General features: G+C 41.3%; 15 protein-coding genes. 4 read left to right on the top strand and 11 right to left on the bottom strand.

Annotated elements, in window-relative coordinates; translation table 11 throughout:
- Positions 1-131: 131 nt before the first annotated feature.
- Positions 132-1,511: a C1 family peptidase gene (locus tag HMPREF9449_RS10080; protein WP_009137154.1), complete on the bottom strand. Its 1,380-nt coding sequence runs from the start codon at positions 1,509-1,511 to the stop codon at positions 132-134.
- Positions 1,512-1,610: 99 nt separating this feature from the next.
- Positions 1,611-3,002, bottom strand: a complete 1,392-nt coding sequence (gene lpdA / locus HMPREF9449_RS10075; RefSeq protein ID WP_009137153.1) for a dihydrolipoyl dehydrogenase — start codon at positions 3,000-3,002, stop codon at positions 1,611-1,613.
- A gap of 498 nt (positions 3,003-3,500) precedes the next feature.
- On the opposite strand from lpdA, the gene HMPREF9449_RS10070 reads away from it, so the two are divergent.
- The 4 genes from HMPREF9449_RS10070 (at position 3,501) to asnA (ending at position 7,321) form a co-directional block, all read left to right on the top strand.
- Positions 3,501-4,385 carry a metal ABC transporter solute-binding protein, Zn/Mn family gene (locus HMPREF9449_RS10070; protein ID WP_009137152.1) on the top strand — a complete coding sequence of 295 codons (885 nt, stop codon included), beginning with the start codon at positions 3,501-3,503 and terminating at the stop codon, positions 4,383-4,385.
- A gap of 11 nt (positions 4,386-4,396) precedes the next feature.
- Complete coding sequence (locus tag HMPREF9449_RS10065) at positions 4,397-5,140, top strand: metal ABC transporter ATP-binding protein (RefSeq protein ID WP_009137151.1); 744 nt, start codon at positions 4,397-4,399, stop codon at positions 5,138-5,140.
- Positions 5,141-5,180: 40 nt separating this feature from the next.
- Positions 5,181-5,990, top strand: coding sequence for a metal ABC transporter permease (locus HMPREF9449_RS10060; RefSeq protein WP_009137150.1), 810 nt, complete (start codon positions 5,181-5,183; stop codon positions 5,988-5,990).
- A 293-nt stretch (positions 5,991-6,283) separates the two neighbouring features.
- On the top strand, positions 6,284-7,321 hold the full coding sequence (gene asnA / locus HMPREF9449_RS10055) for an aspartate--ammonia ligase (RefSeq protein ID WP_040611782.1): 1,038 nt from the start codon (positions 6,284-6,286) through the stop codon (positions 7,319-7,321).
- A gap of 248 nt (positions 7,322-7,569) precedes the next feature.
- Here the strand turns inward: asnA and HMPREF9449_RS10050 are convergent, their stop codons facing one another.
- From HMPREF9449_RS10050 to HMPREF9449_RS10010, 9 genes are all read right to left on the bottom strand, one after another.
- Positions 7,570-10,836, bottom strand: coding sequence for a S41 family peptidase (locus HMPREF9449_RS10050; protein ID WP_009137148.1), 3,267 nt, complete (start codon positions 10,834-10,836; stop codon positions 7,570-7,572).
- 344 nt (positions 10,837-11,180) lie between these two features.
- The gene (locus HMPREF9449_RS10045; RefSeq protein ID WP_009137147.1) at positions 11,181-12,887 is read right to left on the bottom strand and encodes an acyl-CoA dehydrogenase family protein; all 1,707 of its coding nucleotides are present in this window, start codon (positions 12,885-12,887) and stop codon (positions 11,181-11,183) included.
- A gap of 74 nt (positions 12,888-12,961) precedes the next feature.
- Entirely contained in the window at positions 12,962-13,981 is a 1,020-nt protein-coding gene (locus tag HMPREF9449_RS10040) for an electron transfer flavoprotein subunit alpha/FixB family protein (protein ID WP_009137146.1), read from the bottom strand.
- Positions 13,982-14,105: 124 nt separating this feature from the next.
- Positions 14,106-14,978: an electron transfer flavoprotein subunit beta/FixA family protein gene (locus tag HMPREF9449_RS10035; protein WP_009137145.1), complete on the bottom strand. Its 873-nt coding sequence runs from the start codon at positions 14,976-14,978 to the stop codon at positions 14,106-14,108.
- 270 nt (positions 14,979-15,248) lie between these two features.
- On the bottom strand, positions 15,249-15,833 hold the full coding sequence (locus HMPREF9449_RS10030) for an indolepyruvate oxidoreductase subunit beta (RefSeq protein WP_009137144.1): 585 nt from the start codon (positions 15,831-15,833) through the stop codon (positions 15,249-15,251).
- A 67-nt stretch (positions 15,834-15,900) separates the two neighbouring features.
- Positions 15,901-17,490 carry a thiamine pyrophosphate-dependent enzyme gene (locus HMPREF9449_RS10025; protein ID WP_009137143.1) on the bottom strand — a complete coding sequence of 530 codons (1,590 nt, stop codon included), beginning with the start codon at positions 17,488-17,490 and terminating at the stop codon, positions 15,901-15,903.
- A 220-nt stretch (positions 17,491-17,710) separates the two neighbouring features.
- Positions 17,711-18,463 (bottom strand): shikimate dehydrogenase family protein, encoded by a 753-nt coding sequence (locus HMPREF9449_RS10020; RefSeq protein WP_009137142.1) that lies wholly within the window; start codon positions 18,461-18,463, stop codon positions 17,711-17,713.
- A 4-nt stretch (positions 18,464-18,467) separates the two neighbouring features.
- Positions 18,468-19,484, bottom strand: coding sequence for a DUF368 domain-containing protein (locus HMPREF9449_RS10015; RefSeq protein WP_009137141.1), 1,017 nt, complete (start codon positions 19,482-19,484; stop codon positions 18,468-18,470).
- A 142-nt stretch (positions 19,485-19,626) separates the two neighbouring features.
- On the bottom strand, positions 19,627-21,186 hold the full coding sequence (locus HMPREF9449_RS10010; protein WP_009137140.1) for a DUF4301 family protein: 1,560 nt from the start codon (positions 21,184-21,186) through the stop codon (positions 19,627-19,629).
- Positions 21,187-21,262 lie beyond the last annotated feature (76 nt).

The raw sequence follows: 21,262 nt of genomic DNA, 5'->3' as shown, positions 1-21,262 counted from the left end.
CGCTTCACTGACGGGCAAAGGGGGATGCTGATGACAATCTCTTTCTATCAGCATCGGAAATTCATTCGTCAGTGAAGCGTTAAACGGGTTTTAATCCGGTGCAGGGCATCCGTTTGCCCTCGGGGGATTCTTTAAAACATATAATCCCATACCGGTAATGGAATCGGTTTTGATTTTAAACTGTGGATGGCTTTTTCATCCAAGTATTTCCGATGGATTACGATCCGGAACATATATTCGTCGAACCATTTGTCGGTAAATGTCAGATAACCTTGGTTACCGGCTTTGGTTCCCCAGCTGTTCTCAAATTCCCATTTTACGGGTTGATCGTTTTCGTCCGTATCACATCCCACTAATGTCATGGCGTGTGAAGAACCGCTTTGACGGGTTAAGATGCGGGCTTTTTTATCCATATTCAATTTTACTCCCAAAAGACTTTCATAGTCGTACATCTCCGGATCCAGAATACCGGTTTCCCGTTGATGTTGTTTCCCTACGTCGCAGGAGGCATACATCGCCTCGTTATTTTTAATGGAAGCCAGAGCCGCTTTCTTGATGTCTTCGTTGGGTAGATTCAGGTATACCCAGTTTACTCCTTCTACTGCATTCCGGTAATTTTGTATCTCGTATAATTTATAATATTCCCGTGTAGGATCATTCATAATCATAACATAGTTTTCCGGACTGTAATCTGCTGGGGTGATCGCTTTATAAAATTGCAAAGGGGTATAGTTTGCCAATTCTTTGATATTTCCTTCTTTATCTTTGTATCTCCAGGTAAACGTATGGGGAGGTTCTCCCAGGCAAAGAGAAAGAATACGATAGACATCTTTTAAAATCTCTTTCTTTTCTGCACGTAAGTCTTTAGCTGATTTACCAGCTGCAGCCATTTCTCTCAAAGTATATCCCCCTAAGCGAAGTTTTTCGTTGAGAATATTAACCATTTGAGAGGTATTGTTGGAATGAGCTGTTTCTGGCATGACTTCCTGAGGTACCACTCCATATTTTTGAGCAACATTATAATAAAGATTCCATACGCCTCCATCGTTTACAGGCGATTGAAAATAAGTCGTGACTTCCCGGTCGTCCATCGGTTTTGAAGCCGTTGTAATGATATTTTCCAAAAACAAATTCGATTTCTCAAAAATATCCCAGAAGTAAGTATAGTTGTGTGAAAAATCGAAGTGACTTAAATTGTATTTCTCCATGATAGAAGGCCGGAGTACATTCATGGAAGTGAACATCCAACAGCGTCCGGAGCTGTGCTGATCGGTAATTCCTTTCACATTAACCCGGTATTTGAAAAAATGGTCGATTTTTCCTTGCAATTCCCGGTTCAGCGCATTCTCTTTTATGTTTTTGTCTACGGTTAAAATGTTTTGAATGGCTTGCGTAGAAGCATCTTTTTTCAAGCTGGAACGAATTTCATTTAAGTCCTTGTCTGTAAGCGATTGAGCGAAAATGCCTGCACAGCTCATACTAAGGGCGGTAATCAATAAGATTTTTTTCATATTTAAAAACAGTTAAAAATTTCATTATTAAAACTTTTTCCTGTCTGTTGCTGAAAAGACAGGAAAATTTTTTTGCCTGCACCCTGAAGTCCGCTAATGTTAAAGATGAATTACTTCGTCATATGCCGCTGCAGCAGCTTCCATAATTGCTTCGCTCATAGTCGGGTGAGGGTGAATGGTTTTAATGAGGTCGTGGCCTGTAACCTTTTTCTTCCGGGCCAATACTAATTCTGCAATCATCTCTGTTACGTTTGTTCCGATTAAATGAGCGCCCAGTAAGGTGTTTTCTTTTGCATCGAAGATTAATTTAATAAATCCCTCATTTGCACCGGCAGCACTGGCTTTCCCTGAAGCAGTGAAAGGAAATTTTCCTATCTTGATTTCGTATCCGTTTTCCAGGGCTTTGGCTTCGGTAAGACCGACAGAAGCGACTTCAGGAGTGGTATAAGTACATCCCGGGATATTACCGTAATCAATCGGTTCGGGCTGAAGACCGGCGATTTTCTCTACACAACAGATGGCTTCTGCAGAAGCGACATGAGCTAAAGCCGGACCGTGCACGATGTCTCCGATTGCATAGATATTTTCCACGTTTGTGCGATAAAAGTCGTCTACCTGAATGCGTCCTCTTTCCAGTGCAATGCCGGCTTCTTCCAAACCGATATGTTCTACATTGGGCGTAATACCGGCTGCGGACAAAACAATTTCGGCTTCTTTTACTTCGATTTCTCCTTTTTTATTCCGAATGTTGATCTTTAATAGTTCTCCTGTGGTATCTACACTCTCTACAGTAGACTTAACCATTACTTCAATGCCGGCTTTTTTGAAAGAACGGGCAATTTGCTTAGAAACTTCTTCGTCTTCTACGGGCAATACATTCGGCATAAATTCTACTAAAGTAACTTTTGTCCCCATGGCGTTATAAAACCAAGCCAGTTCGGAACCGATGGCTCCGGAACCGACTACGAGCAAAGAAGCGGGCAAATGATCCAGGGTGAGAGCTTGCCGATAACCAATGATGCGTTTCCCGTCCTGGGGAATTGCCGGTAATTGTCTGGAACGGGCACCTGTGGCGAGAATGATGTGCTGAGCTTCGTAGAGTTGGGAAACACCTGTATTATCGGTCACTTCTACCTTCTTATCGGATGTCAGTTTCCCATTTCCTTCCAGGACCGTTATATTGTTTTTTTTGAATAAGTATTGAATACCTTTACTCATTTTTTCTGCCACTCCGCGGCTTCGGGCGATTATCGCATTGAAATCGGGCTGGGCTTCCATCACTTGAACGCCATAAGCTTCAGCATGGCGGGCGTAATCCAGTACCTGAGCCGATTTTAAAAGAGATTTGGTGGGAATACATCCCCAGTTTAAACAAATACCTCCTAATTCTGCTCTTTCTACGACAGCCACATTCATCCCCAATTGTGCTGCACGGATAGCGGCTACATAACCTCCGGGACCACTCCCGATGACAATTAAATCATATTTCATATTTCAAACGTTTTAAATTTTTTTAAATATGGATTCCGTTGCAAAGCTAAAAAAATCTAGGTCTGAAAGCAAAAAAACTTCCTACTATCAGTTGAATGTTTAAAGGGAATAAAGTTTAAGGGTGATAAGGTGAACGTATCTAAATGTTCAAGTGTTTAAGAGTGAAAATGTTCGAAAAAATAAAGTTTTACTTTTTGAAGGCAGAAATTGGGAAAACAAATTGGCGCAAGCCGGATGGGTGGAACAAAAGTTCCCGATTGAAATTTATTTATCCGAATTGTAGTTCCGCTGATCAGAAGTCTGAAAGATTTTGCCAGTCAGGTCCCGAAAACCCGTGACTTCTGTAAAACTCTTTTTAAACATTTATACATTTTCACATTCGAATATTTTCACCAAAATGGATTTTGAAAACAAAACGAAAAAAATAGAAAGACTGATCTATATTGGAGGGAAATGTATTATCTTTACCCTCTTAAATAAAATATTCCTTTTAATAATATGATTAGCATTAAGTTAACCAAAATACTTCCTTTTTTGCCCGTTCTGTTATTCTTTTTCTCCTGTGCTTCTAAGCCTAAAGATGAACGAATCGTCAGTGTCAGTATTTTACCCCAGCAGTATTTTGTGGAGCAAATTGCCGGAGATTACGTAAAGATAAATGTCATGGTGCCTCCGGGGATGAATCCAGCTACTTCCGACTTAAATACCGAGCAATTGAAAAAACTGTTAGATAGCGATATTTGTTTTGCAGTAGGTTATTTGCCTTTTGAAACAGTACATTTATATCCGGTATTGGAAGGAAAAAAGAAACCGGTATTGATCAGGCATTCCGATACATTAGAATTGATAGCTGGAGATTGTCAACATGCTTCGGCTCATGTACAGCATCCTCAGGCAAGCGTAGACCCACATGTATGGATGTCACCCCGCTATGCGCTGATGATGAGCCGGGAAATTTACGAAGTACTTGCTGAGACTTATCCTGAAAAACAAGCTGTGTTTCGGGCCAATTATGAGCGTTTAGAAAAACGTATAAAGCAGTTGGCTCAGCAGGCGGAGCAGGAATTGGCAGGTAAAACTCAACGTACGTTTCTGATTTATCATCCGGCACTCACATATTTTGCCCGTGATTACGGTTTGGAACAAATTTCAATAGAAGAAGAAGGGAAGGAACCCGACCCCAGGCATTTGAAAAAAATCGTGGACATTGTCCGGGAAAAGAAAATTCCCCTTATTTTCATTCAAAATCAATTTGACGTCAATAATGCTAATTCCGTAGCCGCGGAAACCGGTGTCCAGATTATTCCGATAGACCCACTTAGTCCCGACTGGATGGCGGAAATGGAAAATTTAATTCGTATATTGAAAGAGAAATTAAATTGAAATCGGGAAAAATGACGACAATTCTGGAATTGAAAAATATTACAGCCGGTTATGAGACTGTTCCGGTGTTGAAAAATGTAAACCTGAAAGTGGAGGAACAGGATTTTATCGGTATTATAGGACCAAACGGAGGCGGAAAAACGACACTTTTGAAAGTTATTCTGGGATTGTTAAAGCCTTTTAGCGGGGAAGTGGAATACTATGCTCCTCTACAAAATCTTTTTGGATATCTACCTCAAAATAGTCATTTCGATCAGCGCTTCCCTATTGATGTAAGGGAAGTGGTGCTTTCCGGTCTTTTGTCAGAGAAAGGGCTTTTTAAGACCTATGGACGAGAGGATAAGAAAAAAGCGGAGGAATTACTGGAAAAATATGGGATGAAGGAATATATAAAAATGCCTATTGGAGAATTGTCCGGAGGGCAAATGCAACGCGTATTTTTATGCCGGGCAATTATTTCCTCTCCCCGGGTATTGATATTGGATGAACCCACTACCTATGTAGACAGTAATTTTGAAAAAGAGTTTTATACCATACTGAAAGAGTTGAATAAAAGTCTTTGTATTATTATGGTTTCTCACGATCTGGGGACAATTTGTTCTTATGTGAAAACCATTGCTTGTGTAAACCGGGAATTGCATTATCATCATTCGAATTTAATATCTTCAGAACAATTGAAATTGTATAATTGTCCGATTGAGCTGATAACTCACGGGCAAATTCCACATCGGGTATTGACAGAACATCCCGAATGAAAAAAGGTTTGGAATTAATTTTATAGATCGGATTCTTATTATGTTTGATTTATTAAACTACGATTTTTTTCAGAATGCACTGATAAGTACCATACTGATTGGAATTAGTTGCGGCTTAGTGGGTACTTATATCGTTGCCAAGCGGATGGTGTTTATTAGCGGGGGAATTACCCATGCTTCTTTTGGCGGTTTGGGATTTGCCTATTATATGGGATTTGCTCCCCTTTTAGGCGCAGCGGTATTCTCTGTGCTGGCCGCTTGGGGAATACTTTTCCTTTCGGAGAATAGGAAAGTGAGGGAAGATTCCCTGATCGGAATATTTTGGTCGGCCGGTATGGCAATAGGCGTGCTTTTTATTTATTTGACCCCGGGATATGCCCCTAATTTGATGTCTTATCTTTTTGGGAATATATTGACGATTACTTTCGGTCAGATTGTTTTGTCGATATTACTTTGCATTTTTATCCTTGTCTTTTTTGCTCTTTTTTACCGTCCTCTTTTTTATATTGCTTTTGACAAAGAATATAGTCGAACTCTCCATATCCGCGTCAATTTTCTGGAAACCGGTATCATGCTAATTATTGCTCTTTGTGTGGTGTTGTGTATGAAATTGGCGGGGATTATATTGGTTATCTCTTATCTGACTATTCCACAGGCAATTGCTGGAATGCTTTATCAGAATTTCCGGCAGCAGCTTTTAGCTTCGGCTTTGATCAGTACGCTCGGATCGGTTATCGGCCTTTTTGTTTCCGCCGGATTGAAAATTCCTTCCGGAGCCACTATCGTATTGTGTTTCCTCCTTTTCTTTTCTTTTACCTGGCTGGTTCGGCGTTTTAAAAGCAGGTCCTAAGGAGGAAAAGGAGAAAAGAGTGGGATTAAAAACTTTTTGTGAAAATAAATACTGAATGTTTAAAATTTAAACAGCTTTGCTTGTCATTCTGCGATTCTTTCTATACTTTTGGCAGGTGATCGAAATACGAAATACAGTGAAGCATCTGAATAACAATAATCTTTTTAATAATTGCAATGTTAATCCGTTGCAAGAGGAAGGTTATTGTGAAAGTTGACGCATATAAAATCCTGATCAAGTATAGCCTTCCTTGTAAAAGGGAGGCTTTTTTGTTTAATTATATACAGATACACATGAAACAATTATTTTTACCACGGGCTTACCGCTCTTTGCTGGATGTCTGGCAAACGGAGCATGCGATTAAATTTGTAAAAGATACTTTTCAGTTGGCTTTGGCTGCTGAATTAAAATTGAGGAGAATTACGGCTCCGATTGCTGTGGCTGCGGGAAAAGGCTTGAATGATAATTTGAACGGTAAGGAATTACCGGTCCGGTTTCGGACCCGGATGTTGGGAGGAGGAGAGGCGGAGATCGTGCAATCTTTGGCAAAATGGAAACGTTATGCTTTATGGCGGCATCACATCCAACCCGGATTAGGTATTTATACAGATATGAACGCTTTGCGTCCTGATGAGGGAATCAGTAATATTCATTCGATCTATGTGGATCAGTGGGATTGGGAAAAAGTGATCCTTCCGCAAGAAAGGACTGTCGAACGTTTAAATACCTGTGTACGCCGGATTTATGCCGCTTTAAAACGGACAGAATTTTTGTTGAGTGAACAATTTCCGGTTTTACAAGCATTTTTACCGGACGAAATCTATTTTATCCATGCCGAAGAATTAAGACAGCTTTATCCGGATAAAACGCCTAAAGAGAGAGAACAATTGATTGCAGAAAAGCATGGGGCAGTGTTTATTCGGGGAATAGGGGGAACTTTAGCAGACGGGAGCATACACGATGATCGTTCTCCGGATTATGACGATTGGTCTACTCCGACGGAGGGGAATTTAGACGGGTTAAATGGCGATATTATCGTATGGAATCCCGTTTTGCAGGCTGCTTTTGAAATTTCTTCCATGGGTATCCGGGTTAATCCAGAAGCCTTACTGCGACAGTTAAAGTTAAGGAAATGTGAGGAACGGAAAGAGCTCTATTTTCATTCTTTGTTATTGGAGGGAAAATTGCCACAGACTATGGGAGGGGGGATTGGACAATCCCGGCTTTGTATGCTGCTTTTACATAAATGTCATATCGGGGAAGTGCAGGCGGGAATCTGGCCCGATGAGATAAGGGAAGAATGTGAAAAACAAGGGGTATTTTTATTCTAAAAGTTTGTATTTCCCCTAACGACTAGGCTTTACAAACGTTTTTTGTTTTGAAGGTTTAAACGTAAAAAGATTCAAATGTTTAAATGAAAGTTGATTCATGCTCTGCGGATGAATGAACTTCTGTTTCGGTCTAATTTTGAATCAGCATCGAAAGTTCATTCATCAGCGGGTCGTCAGACGAGCATTAATCAGGAACCAAGTCCTTCTAATCTTTTAAACATTTGAATCTTTTTACGTTTAGACGTTTTTTATTTAATCTCTTCCATCAAAGATTTTACAGCGGCTTCTACTTGTAAATCTTTTCCCTGGATAGCAGATTCCGGATCATTGGTTACCCGGATGTCTGGTTCCAGTTGAAGATTTTCCAGAAAACGTCCTTGATTATCTTTCATACCTACTTCCGGAATTCCAAATACTAAAGTCGGGTCTTGCTGAGATTCCCACCATACGGCAGTCATGGTTCCCGGTACCGGCATCCCGATCAGTTTTCCCAATTTCAGTTCTTTGTAAACCCAAGGGAAGCCGTGGGCATTACTGTAATTGCTTTCGCTCATGATAACGGCGGATGGTTTTGTCCATTGGGCAAAAGGATCTTGTCCGATATATTGGCCGCGGGGAACAAACTCTGCAAATTTTTTCCCGCCTAACATATTAGCCAAATCTTCATGCAACCACCCTCCTCCATTATAACGGGTATCTAAAATAATCGCTTTTTTATTCCGGAATTTTCCAAACAATTCGGAATATACTTTTCGGAAACTTTGGCTATCCATACTGCGGATATGGATGTAACCGATTTCCCCTCCTGACAATTTTTCCACCAGGTCTTGCCGGCTTTTTACCCATCTGTTATAAAGTAACTCCGATTGCGTTCCGCTTGAAATAGGTTTGACGTATTCGTGCCAGCGCTCTTTGGTTTGCGGATTATAAAGGGTCAGGTATACTCTTTTCCCCGTCTGATTTTCCAATAAAGGGAAATAGTCTTTTCCGGCTTTAATCGGTTGGTTATTGATCTCTTCTATAATAACTCCGGCTTTGATCTTTGTCTTGGCGGAAGTCAGAGGTCCTTTCTCCAATACTTCTTGAATTTTCAACCCGTCTCCTTTATATTCCGGATCGTAGAAAGCTCCTAAAACTGCTGTTTGTTTCGCCGAACTGGGTGCGTAGTAACTGGCTCCAGTATGAGAGGCATTCAATTCTCCCAGCAATTCTCCTAATACCTCTGCAAAATCATAATTGTTGTTGATGTGGGGTAAAAAGCGTTTGTATTCTTTTTTATAAAATTCCCAGTCAACATTATGCAGTTTCGGGTCGTAAAATTTATCCACTACTTGTTGCCAGGCATGATCGAATATATATTCTCTCTCTAACGGTTTTTTCAATTCTAATTCAGCTTCATAAGTTACAGGGGTTGCTTTCCCGCTGTTGATATCTATTTTGCTGATTTGTCCGTTGGCTAGCATGTATAAGTTTTTTCCTTCTTTATCCATTTCCAGCGAACCTCCCCATTTATTCAGTTTTGCCAGAATACGGGTTGTGCCTTCTTTGAAATCCCTCACCCATAAATCGTAGCCTCCTTCAAAGCGAGTCAGGTAATATAATTTAGAAGCATCTTTAGTCAGTACGGCGTCGCCCAGATTGGAAGAATTAATCGTCAAGCGGGTTATCCGGTCTTCTAAGTTGGTGAGATCGATATGGAGTTCGGGCAATGAGGTCGTTTCTGTTTTTTTCTTGTTGTCCTCCTTTTTCTCTCCCTTTTTCTCCTCTTTCTTATTTCCTTTTTTGGCCTCTTCTTTTTTCTTGTCGTTATTTTTCATCTCTTTCGCCAAGGCGTATTCTTCTTTACTCATATTGAATTCGTCCCAGGCTTCCGGGTCTAAGAAAAGACCATAAACGTCGTATTGTGCTCCCCAACTACCGTGACTACGGTATCCGGCACGGTCAGAGAACCAGATCACGGCTTTTCCGTCCATCATCCATTTCGGAGAGGCATCGGAATAACCGCTATTGGTCAGGTTGTGAATTTCCTGGCTCCCATCGGCTTTTACGAGGGCCACATCGCTATTCTGCCATCCGCCGTGTTCAAAGTATTTGGCCAATATCCATTTCCCGTCGGGGGACCACTGATACCATTGGTCGCCGTCGCTATAAGAATAGTTGTATTTTGCAGGTAATACCGTCCGTACTTTTTTGCTTTTTAAATCAATAACTTTAATTTCCGTGCGGTTTTCCAGGTAAGCGATTTCTTTTCCATTGGGAGAAAAAGAAGGTTCGAAGCAGGCATTTTTGCCTTTGGTGATTTGTTCTTCTTTTATCTCTTTTGCGTAAGTAAACAGTTTATCGGTAGTGTCTACCAGAGAAGCTGTATAAATCTGCCATTGGCCGTTCCGTTCTCCTGCGTAGACTAATGAGCGTCCATCCGGAGAAAAACTCACACTTCTTTCCTGGGTAGGAGTGTTGGTGATGCGTTTCGTCGTATTGTATTCTACCGAAGTGACGAATACGTCCCCTCTTAAGACGAATGCAATTTCCTTCCCGTTGGGAGACAGCGCTATTTCACGGGCTCCGTTTCTCATCGTGCTGGAGGTTACCTGAGGTTCTACTTGGTCGGTAATGATGTTTATTTTTACTTTTTTGGGCTGTTGGCCTTCTTTTAAGGTGTAGATCTCTCCGTTGAAAAAATAACAAAGTGTTCCGTCGTTGGAACGGGAAAGAAACCGTACCGGATGTTTGGAGTGATGTGTGATCTGTGCGATCTGTTGTGGATTATCCAAGGATAGTTTACATACATTGAAATCTCCGAAACGTTCACTTAAAAAATAGATTCCTTGTTCGTCTGTTGTAAAAACAGGACTCCGGTCTTCTACTTCTTTCGACGTAATATTGGTGAATTTACCGGTTTTCAAATCGTGAATCCAAACATCGCGGGTCACAGAAGATTTGTGGTGTTTCCGCCAGTTGTCCTCATAACCTTTGTAGTCGTGGTAGATGATCTTATCCCCGGTTTTATTGAAATGAATATCGTTTGCGTCGAATGTTAAGAATTGTTCCGGGCGTCCTCCCTGTACGGGAACTGCGTAAATTTGAGAGCCCGAAGGAAATTGGGTATAGTTTGCATCGGGCATAATCCGGGCCCGGTAGAGAATTTTTTTCCCATCCGGTGTGAACGTAATAGGCGTTTCTCCCGTTGAATTCCAGGTAAGACGAGTGGGGACTCCGCCTGTGGCAGGTACGGTATATACATCCATGCTACCCGAGCGGTTGGAAGCGAAGGCAAGGGTTTTGCTGTCCGGAGACCATACCGGCCAACCGTCGTATGCCGGGTTTGTCGTCAGTTGTGTAGCTTTTCCCCCTTCTACATTTACCGTATAAATATCTCCCTTGTAATTAAAAGCTATTGTCTTACCATCCGGTGAGATAGCCGGATAACGGGTCCAAAGTGCATTTTCCTGAGCGCTTAGGCCACAAAGGATAAAAACGCAAATGCCGGTGAGTAAAAATTTAAATAAATTCATATTGAAAGGTTTTAAATGTATTGGTTTGGATACGAAAAGTAATGATTATTACTTAGAATTTTGTTTTCAGACATGCTTTTAACAAAAAATTTGATGTTGTTAAAATCTGATAGATCTGTCCTATAGCTTAACGAGCCACTGCCTAAATTTTCCTTCTTCAAAAAGAAAAAGGCCATTCTGAAGACAGAAGATTGTTTTCATTTCTGTTCAGAATGGCAGTAGAGGTCATTGTTATACAGTCAAGTTATTAAAAAAATGTCCTTTATTTCCGTTTGGTATTTCCGAATATAGGGATTCAAAAAAGTCTGTATTGTTCTTTTTCATTCTGATTTTACAAACGTTTTTTATTTTTTATACATACCCAATTGATCCGGATTGAAATTAGCGATAAAAGACGCATGTGCACATACTTTTGCCTGACCGTATTTTATAAATATTTCTGCTGATTTCATAAAACGGGGAGCCCGTTGTGCATCCAGCAATAATAAATAACCGATGATGGTATAACCGGCCATTTCGACCAAACGGCGTGCATGGAAGTCGGTGTATTCCGTATTGCCGACTTCTCCTATTGTTTGGGTGGCTGTCTCCAGTTGTTCGGTCATGCCTTTCAATTGTTCGCGTAAATATTCCGTTTCCGGAGCGATTTCGGCTTTTTCGTATACTTCACGGATATGTTTGGCATACTGTCCTGTGGTTACTCCCCGGATGGCAGCTACTACCTGTAATTGTGAAGTCCCTTCATAGATATTCGTAATACGGGCGTCTCTCACCAGCCGTTGGATCGGATAGTCTTTCATAAAACCGGAACCTCCGTGAATTTGCAGAGCATCGTAAGTAATTTCGTTGGCGTATTCACTGGCAAAAAGTTTTTGCAGAGGAGTGTAGATATCAGCTAGTTTTTGATATTCTTTCATTTCGTTCCTTTCCTCTTTGTCCAGAGCTCTTTCTTTGGAGATGTGGTAATAAGTTTTATAAACATCCACAAAGCGGGCCGTTTCATACAATACAGAACGTATACCGTGTAATTTGGCTTCCATATTGGAAAGCATTTCATAAATAGCCGGGAATTCGATAATTGCTTTGCCAAACTGTTTCCTTTCCTGGGCGTATTTCAAGCCTTCCCGATAGGCGGCTTCTGCAATGCCGACCGATTGTGCTCCGATTCCCAGACGTGCGGCGTTCATTAAAGCCATCACGTATTTGATCAAGCCCATTTTACGTTCTCCTACTAATTCTGCCGGAGCATTTTTAAATACCAACTCGCAGGTAGGAGAACCTTTGATACCTAATTTATTCTCAATACGGCGCACCGTTACGGCATTATTGCTGCGATCGTAGATAAACATAGACAAACCACGTCCGTCGTTTGTTCCCTCTTCAGAACGGGCTAATACCAGAGATATATGTCCGTCTCCGTTTGTGATAAACCGCTTTACTCCATTCAGGTACCATTTCCCATCGGCTTCGTTGTACGTCGCTTTCAATTGTACGGCCTGTAAGTCGGAACCGGCATCCGGTTCGGTTAAATCCATCGCACAGGTTTCTCCTGCACTTACCCGGGGCAGGTATTTGCTTTTCTGTTCTGCGTTTGCAAATTCATTGATTGTTTCTGCACAGTCCTGTAATCCCCAGATATTCTGTAAACCGGCATCTGCTCGCGCTACGATTTCGGCTGCCATAATAAAAGGAACGATGGGGAAATTCAATCCGTTGTATTCCCGCGGCAGGGAAATCCCGTTTAAACCGGCCTGATTGATAACGTCGATGTTTTGTTGAGTTCCTGCGGCGTACTGAACATGTCCGTCAATAACTTGCGGACCTTCATTGTCTACCGACTCAGCGTTTACGGCAACGATTTCCCCGCAAATATCCCCTACGATTTCCAATACTTTATCGTAATTATCGAAAGCATCTTCATAATCCCGGGGGGCATCTTCGTATTTTTCGGCCTGGGTGTAATTCTGTTCTTTTAAAGCTACGATTTTTTCCATCAACGGATGACCGAGATGGAATTTTATATCTTCATTATCTGTGTAAAAATTTGCCATATGTAAAATTTTAATGAAATTAAAACTGGAGGTATATCCCGGTTTAAGTAAAATAATCCGTTTATAATACCTGTTTATTTGCTATTTTTCTTATAATACTGAATCATTTTCGGGATAATCACATTTAAGTCGCCCGTAATGACGTAGTCAGCAAATTTGTTAATCGGAGCGTTGACGTCCGTGTTGATTGCAATTACCATGGCAGATTCTTCCATTCCGGCGGTATGTTGTATTTGTCCGGAAATACCACAAGCAATGTATAATTTAGGACGTACTGTGGTACCCGTCTGTCCGATTTGGCGTTCGTGTTCACAAAAACCGGCATCTACAGCTGCGCGGGAAGCTCCCACTTCTCCTCCCAATACTTCGGCCAGTTCATAAAGCAACTTGAAATTTTCTTTGGAACCAACTCCATACCCTCCGGCAACGATAATGGGAGCGGCTTTTAAGTTCACTTTGGATTTTTCCATATGACGCTCGATGACTTTTACGATAAAGTCTGTTTCATTTACATAACGGGCGACATCTATTTTTTTAATTTCTCCCTGATGATCCGGATTGTAAATTTCTTTTTTCATTACGCCTTCCCGAACAGTTGCCATTTGAGGACGGCATTCCGGATTGACAATAGTGGCCACAATATTTCCACCGAAAGCAGGGCGTATTTGATAGAGAAGGTTGTGGTAGGTCTTTTGATTTTTGGGATCGTCGTAATCTCCGATTTCCAGACTGGTACAGTCGGCCGTCAATCCACTGTGAAGAGCTGAAGAAACCCGCGGACCTAAATCGCGTCCGATGCTGCTTGCTCCCATAAAAGCGATCTGGGGTTTTTCTTCTTTAAAAAGATTTACCAATACAGCGGTGTGAGGAAGAGTCGTATAAGGAGATAGTTTTTTATCGTCTCCGACCCATAATACGTCTACTCCGTAAGGAAATACTTGTTTGCCGATTTCATTCAGTCCATATCCCAGAGCAATCGCTTCTAATTTTACACCTAATTTATTAGCAAGAGTACGACCTTTGGTCAGCAGTTCTAGACTGACGTCGGCGACCACACCCTCTTCTATTTCGCAATATACAAATACACTATTCATAGTTTTAATTTTGGATGTTAGATTTCAGATTCCTTCTGATAAAGAGAGTCTAAAACCGTCAATATATTTTAATTGCAGCTTCTCATTTTTGGGGTAAAAATGATTTTCTGTCGTATGTTTTCAATTATCCGATGGTGTGATTGGTAATCAATTCCTTCATCATTTCTTCAATATCGGTGTCAGATGCCGTTAATACTTTGGCCTCTTTTGCCTGGAATACCACATTTTCGATATTCTTTACTTTTGTAGGAGAACCGCTTAATCCTAAATCCTTCGGGTCACTTTCGATATCGTTGACACTCCATTCTGTAATTTTCAGATAAGGCCTTTGGTTGATCAGAGTAAAATAATCTTCTCCGGCATTTTGTGCTTCGGAAGTGGCTTTCGCATATTTATATTTCAGTACGCGGCGTGCATTTCTGGGACGGCAAGGTGCAGCAGAGCCGTTTACGGTCACTACACAAGGTACAGGGCATTCCACTAATTCCACACCTCTTTCCAAGCGCCGCCTGATCGTTATTTTCTGGGCATCGCAAGAGAGAATTTCTTCTGCATAGGTTACCTGAGGCAAAGCCATTTTTTCAGCCACCTGAGGACCTACCTGGGCGGTGTCCCCATCGATCGCCTGACGTCCGCAAATGATCAAGTCCGGCTTCAGATTTCGCAAGGCGCAAGCCAGGGCGTAAGAAGTCGCTAATGTATCTGAGCCTGCAAAAGCCCTGTCTGATAACAAATAACCTCCATCTGCTCCCCGGTACATCGCTTCCCGGATAATTTCTGCAGCACGTCCCGGTCCCATCGTGAGAATATGTACCGTCGTACCTTCCAGGCTATCTTTTATTCTCAATGCCTGTTCCAGAGCATTTAGATCTTCAGGGTTAAAAATGGCAGGTAAAGCTGCCCTGTTTACAGTTCCGTCAGCCTTCATTGCATCTTTTCCCACATTTCTTGTGTCGGGAACCTGCTTCGCAAGAACAACAATTTTTAGTCCTTTCATGTGTAAATTTTTAAGTTACAACAGTCGCAACGGTTATAACAGTTACAACAGTCTGTTTGTTAATATTTGTTTGAATCTATTTATATTTCTCTTAAAATTCGGTAAAGATAATATTTTAAAATAAAAAGTAAAAAACAAAACACAAAAAATAAGGGCTTTTACATTTGATTTTAAAATGTATTGCCCTTATTGATAATAAGATATCACTTAGTCTTTCCCTCTCGTCTTTTCAGGAATGAAACAAATCCTTTAAAAGACTTAAGGGAAGGATTATAAATTTTCCTGAGCGAATTTTCTGCCTGCATGTAAGGCCTTTAAATTCATGTCTACGATGGTTTCGCCTTTCCGGCTAAAGATGGAACGTATGCCTTCTTCCAGATAGTCAAAAGGAATTTCTATAAAGGGAGAGGCTGCTCCTAACATGACAAAATTACTGGCTCTTGTCTGTCCGGTGGTTTCCTTCGCTATCTGATCCGCATCGATAATGATCCGGTGAGGCAGGTCTCTTAGGGTTTGTAATACTATTTCAATGTCCGGATAGTTCGGAATATTAATGAGGGGAGTCGAATTTGTAACTACATATCCGCCTTCTTTCAGATAAGGTAAATAACGAAGGGCTTCCATGGGTTCCACAGAGAGTATGATGTCGGCTTTCCCTTTTGCAATGAGATCGGAATAAATAGGTCGGTCTGAAATCCGCATGAACGATTGGACGTCTCCTCCTCTCTGGCTCATGCCGTGGGTTTCAGCTTGTTTCATATACAAATTGTTATTTAATGCTGCCGATCCCAGTGCTGCAGCTATCGACAAAATACCTTGTCCGCCGACTCCGGCTAAAATTATATTTGTTTTCATATTGGTCTAAATTTAAAGTCAGAAAAAGTTGTCTGATCAGCTCCCTAGGAACTGTTTATTTACTTTTTCATTTTTGTTTTTTTCCTTCTCTACGCGCTTTTTGGATACAGATTCTGCGGGGAATAATGACAGATACTCCTTGGTATTCAATTTCTTCCCGAATAATCCGGCATAATTCTTCATGGTTTTTAGGTACCGGATTGAGTACCCGGATATGCTGAGGATCGACTCCTATTCCTTGACAAATGGATTCGATTTTCCCCAATGCGGCGGAATCTTGTCCTCCTGTCATAGAGATAGATTCGTTATCCGAGATGATGATGGTAATGGGAGAATGTTCGTTTACTGCATCCAGTAAGCCGGTCATTCCAGAATGCGTGAAAGTGGAATCTCCTATAACGGCCACTGCGGGATATAAGCCTGCATCCGAAGCACCTTTGGCCATCGTGATAGAGGCTCCCATATCTACGCAGGAATTGATCGACTGGAAGGGGGGAAGAGCTCCCAAGGTATAACAACCGATATCTGAAAAGACATGGCCTTCACCATAAGTGGAAAGTACTTCATTCAAAGCATTGTAAACATCTCTATGGCTACATCCTACGCATAGGGCAGGAGGACGCGGAACCACGATTTCCGGTACTGCGGCTCCTTCTTTTATCTGCAATCCCAAGGCTTTTGCCAGTAAATCGGGATTCAACTCTCCGTCCCGGGGAAGGGTATTGTCCAGCCGTCCGCTAATTCGTTTATCTCCCGGATAACCTTTTAAAAGTTCTTCGATAAGGGGATAGCCTTCTTCTACGACCAAAATACGTTCACACTCTGCTAATATTTGCTTTATCAATTTGCGGGGTAAAGGATATTGGCATATTTTCAATAAAGGATAAGGACATTGGCCTTCAAAATTTTCCATGACGTAATTGTAACTTATCCCACAAGCAATAATGCCTAAAGATTTATCAGGCCCTTCAGAAAAATGATTGAAGGGGGAGTTCTCAGAAGCTTCTTTGAAGTCAGCTTGTTTGTTTAATAACAGACGGTATTGTTTTCTGGCAATTGCCGGAAGCAATACGAACTGTCGCTTATTATCGGGTAACCGGAGATTATTTTCCGCCAAGGCTTCGTGTATGTTCACACCGGCGCGGGAATGTGCCAGACGGGTAGTGATTCTAAGCAATACGGGACTTCCGACGGTTTCGGACAGGGCGAAAGCATAGCGTACCATTTCGTAAGCTTCCTGTTGATTAGAGGGTTCCAGGATCGGAATCAAAGCGAATTTTCCGTATACTCTGGAATCTTGTTCGTTTTGGGAAGAATGCATAGAAGGATCGTCTGCTGCGGTAATGACGATTCCTCCGTTTGCTCCCGTAATGGCCGCGTTCATAAAACAATCTGCGGCGACATTCATACCGACATGTTTCATGCAGACCAAGGCCCTTTTCCCTGCGTAGGACATGCCCAATGCTGCTTCCATGGCTGTCTTTTCATTGGCAGACCATTCTCTGTGGATATTCCTTTGAATAGCTTGTTGCGAGTTTTGAATATACTCTGTAATTTCTGTAGAAGGTGTTCCGGGATAAGCATATACACCGGATATTCCGCTATCGATAGCACCCTGGGCAATGGCTTCTACACCCAGTAACAATTGTTTTTGCATGGTTTAATGGCTTTAAAGTGAAAATAAAATTTTTTCTTGCTGATTTTACAATAGGAGTTGGAAACAGGAATCATCCTTTTATAATCCCCAATGGAATTTTAGAGCTCCCATGATGTAGGCCAGTACAAAATAGTATTCAGACGGTTGGTACATAGTTTAAATGCTAACGTTTGCGAAGATAACAAAATATTTTCCAATCTGAAAACATTTTAATCATTCTTTATTCGGCCAGATCGGTCGTCCAAATTTTCCAACCGGCTTCTGCTTGTCCGATCAGCATGCCCCATCCGTTGCAAACATGAGCTCCGGCTGCTGCTCCTCTTTTCATAAATGCTGTGTTTTCCGGATTATAGACAAGATCGAAAAGATAATGCCGGGGAGTTAAATATTCGTAGGGGATAGGGGGAAAATCAGCTATATTCGGCCAGGTACCTAAAGGGGTCGTATTGACGAGGAGAAGATGATCTGCTAAATAAGGGGCCACTTCTGTATAACCGATTTCTTGCCCGGATCGGGGAGTACGGGTTACGGTGAGGGAGGTGATACCCAATTGATGTAAAGTGTAACGTATCGCTTTGGCAGCTCCGCCGTTTCCGAGTACAAGGCTATATTTTATCCCTGGGGGGATAAAGTTGAGCAGGGCTTTGCGAAAGCCATATGTGTCTGTATTGTAGCCTATTAGTTGATAATTGGAGGCATGTCGTTCTATTTTAACACAATTGACGGCCCCGATCGCCAACGCTTCTTCACTTTGTTTTGCTAAAAAAGGGAGAATATGTTGTTTGTGAGGAATGGTCACGTTAAATCCCCTTAAATCCGGATGCTTTTCCAGTAGGTCCGGTAAAACATCCAGATTTTCTATTTCAAAATTTAGATATTCCGCCTGTATTTTTTCTATTTCAAATTTTTCGGTAAAATACTTCTTTGAAAAAGAATGTCCTAGTGGATAACCGATGAGTCCGTATTGTACCATCTTGTCAGGCGTGCTTAGCTTTCATTTTTTTCCCGAGCATTTCTACTCCCCAAATGAGAAGAAATCCGAAAACACAGAAGGCAATTGCCGGTCCGAGCATGGGATCTCCCTGGGAAATGATTTCTCCCGGTCCGCATGGATTTTGGGAGAGTATTTTCTCGGAAAAGAATAAATTCCCGTTACAGGTTTGCAATGTTCCAAAAGTAGCCGGCGAAACATTTTTTTCAATTAAGGCCTGTTGGATGCCATGACTGTCCCTAAAAAATTCGATCGTTTCTTTCCAGGGCCATACCTTATTTAAAGAACCTACCATAAAGCCCGTTAATAAAGCAATGGTCATATTGTGGTAATTTTTCAGTAACCACGAAAGTAAATGAGAAAAACTGATGATACCAATTAGGGCTCCTACGGCAAAAATGGCGAGTATCCCGATGTCCAAACGTCCTACAGCTCCTATAATAAAATAGTATTTACCCAGCAGAACTAAAATAAATGCTCCGGAAATTCCGGGTAAAATCATTGCACAAATGGCAATGGCTCCGGATAGCAGGATAAACCACCAGCTTTGAGGGGTAGAAGCAGGTGTGAGTACTGTAATCGTATAGGCAGCACAGATTCCTGCAACAAGGGAGATGATGGTGAAAATATCCCATTTTTTAATCTCTTTCGACACCAAAAAAGCGGAGGCAATGATTAAGCCGAAAAAAAACGACCACGTTTCGATAGGGTGATGCGTGAGGAGATAAGTCATGAGCTTGGCCAAAGAAAAAATAGAAATACCGATTCCACAGAGAACGGATAATAAGAAATTTCCATTTATTTTTTTCCAAAAAGATGTCGTTTTTAATTGAAATAGTAATCGGATTGCTTCGAGGTCGATGCTTTTAATCGAATTGATCAATTTCTCATAAATACCGGTGATGAAAGCGATTGTCCCTCCTGATACGCCCGGAACAACATCTGCAGCGCCCATAGCGCACCCTTTTAAAATCAATAAAAGATAATTCTCGTTTTTTTTCATATAAATCGGGTATTATTTCTGCTGAAAATACAGTATTTTTTGCTTTTGTTATGAAGATACTTTTCTGACAGGCTTTCTTTGGGGGCCTTTGAGTCCCCTTCTCGAAGAGAAAACGGAAAAAAGTAACTTTATAGACAGTCTTCTATTTCGAAAAAACATTCCGGTGTTCGGTCCTTCTCAAGTCGAATACCGTTTTCACCGGGGTAAATGTGCTCAAAGGAACTTCCACAAACACCGTAATCCATTCTGCCATGGCTCCGTTCCATAAGCCGGGTAATTCCTGTACCCGGATATCTTTGCCTTTATAGGATTTGGTGGTAATAAAGCCTTGGCTGGGATCGACAAAATTTGTCAAATCAAATCGTTTCCCTTTATAATTCTTAGTTCCGCAGACCAAATCTACCGGATTAAAATGAGTGGAGCGTTCAAAAATTTTCTTTTGCTCTTTGTCTTTCAGATTTATCTGAGCTGATTCGATGATCATAAGGTGGCAGCTGCCGTCGGCCGTTTTTACCCAGAAAGGTCCTCCCCCTGGTTCTCCTTCATTTTTTACCATGCCGCATACCCGAATCGGACGGTCCAAAATGTTTCGTAAATATTTTACACGTCCTTTCTTATCTTTAAATTGAAGTCCCTCCGCTTTTTTATAACCGAGATTCGCTTCAATAAAAGCTTCTGTTTCGTCCAATTGAGCTTCTGTTACCCCTCTTTTATCGAGTAAATCCAAGTGTTCGAAAACTTTACTTTGGATCTCAAACAAAGTACCGGCTAACAGTTTTTTGTATTTGACGGTATCAGCCTTACTCCGGTCCGGCGAAACATTGTCGATATTCTTGATAAAAATGATATCTGCTTTAATGTCGTTGACGTTGTGGATTAATGCACCGTGCCCTCCTGGTCTGAAGAGGATTTTCCCTGCCTCATCCCGGATGAGTTCTCCGTTTTCGTCTATACTTACTGTGTCGGTAGACGGTTTTTGAATAGAGAAGGTAACTTTGTATTTTACATTGAACATTTTTTCAAAGACCTTACTTACTTTTGCCAGACGATCTTTAAAACGAGGTACGTATTCTTCTGAGACAGTGAAATGCAAATGGGCTTCCCGGCCTTTTTTGCAATAGAGGGCAGCTTCTACCAGATGTTCGTCGAAGGGAGTCCTGACAAAATCCCGGTATACGTGAAAATCCACCAATCCTTTAGGGGTATCCCCGTAATTTAAACCTTTTTCCGTGAGGATATAAGCTAGAATGTCGGTAAACATTCTCTTGTCGAGCATTTTTTGTAAATCCTGTTCATCGTTCCACATGACATTTTTCAAGTGGGTGTAGAAGGGAAATTCATTGAGGTGTAAGAAAAATTCATGCATACTGTCGGGACTCTTATCCTGAACAAATTTCAGGAATTCTTCCGCTTCACCTTTATAGGTTTCCATGAACGTGAAAAGCTTTTTAAACATACGGGTCGCGGATCCGGAAGCCGGGACCATTTTTATCACATCGGCTTTCTGGCTTCCTTTTTCATAGAGATCGATCAGGTAATTTTCCTCTTCAGTGGGAACCGATTTTATTCCGTTGTTTAAAGTGGCTGGTTCTACTAAATTGACAAATTCAAATCCTTTTTTGAAATTTTCGATTTGCTTATCAATTTGTTCTGGTTTTATTTTACGGCGTTTAAATTCTTTTAAGTCTTCTTTTGTATACATCTTTTTACTTTATTAATGTGCAGATAAATGAATGTGTTCCTTCATAAAAAGGGGAGGAATACGGTTTTACCGACAT

This window comes from Odoribacter laneus YIT 12061 (assembly GCF_000243215.1).
GTDB classification, from domain to species: Bacteria; Bacteroidota; Bacteroidia; order Bacteroidales; family Marinifilaceae; genus Culturomica; species Culturomica lanea.
This window is presented reverse-complemented; position numbering and strand designations above follow the sequence as displayed.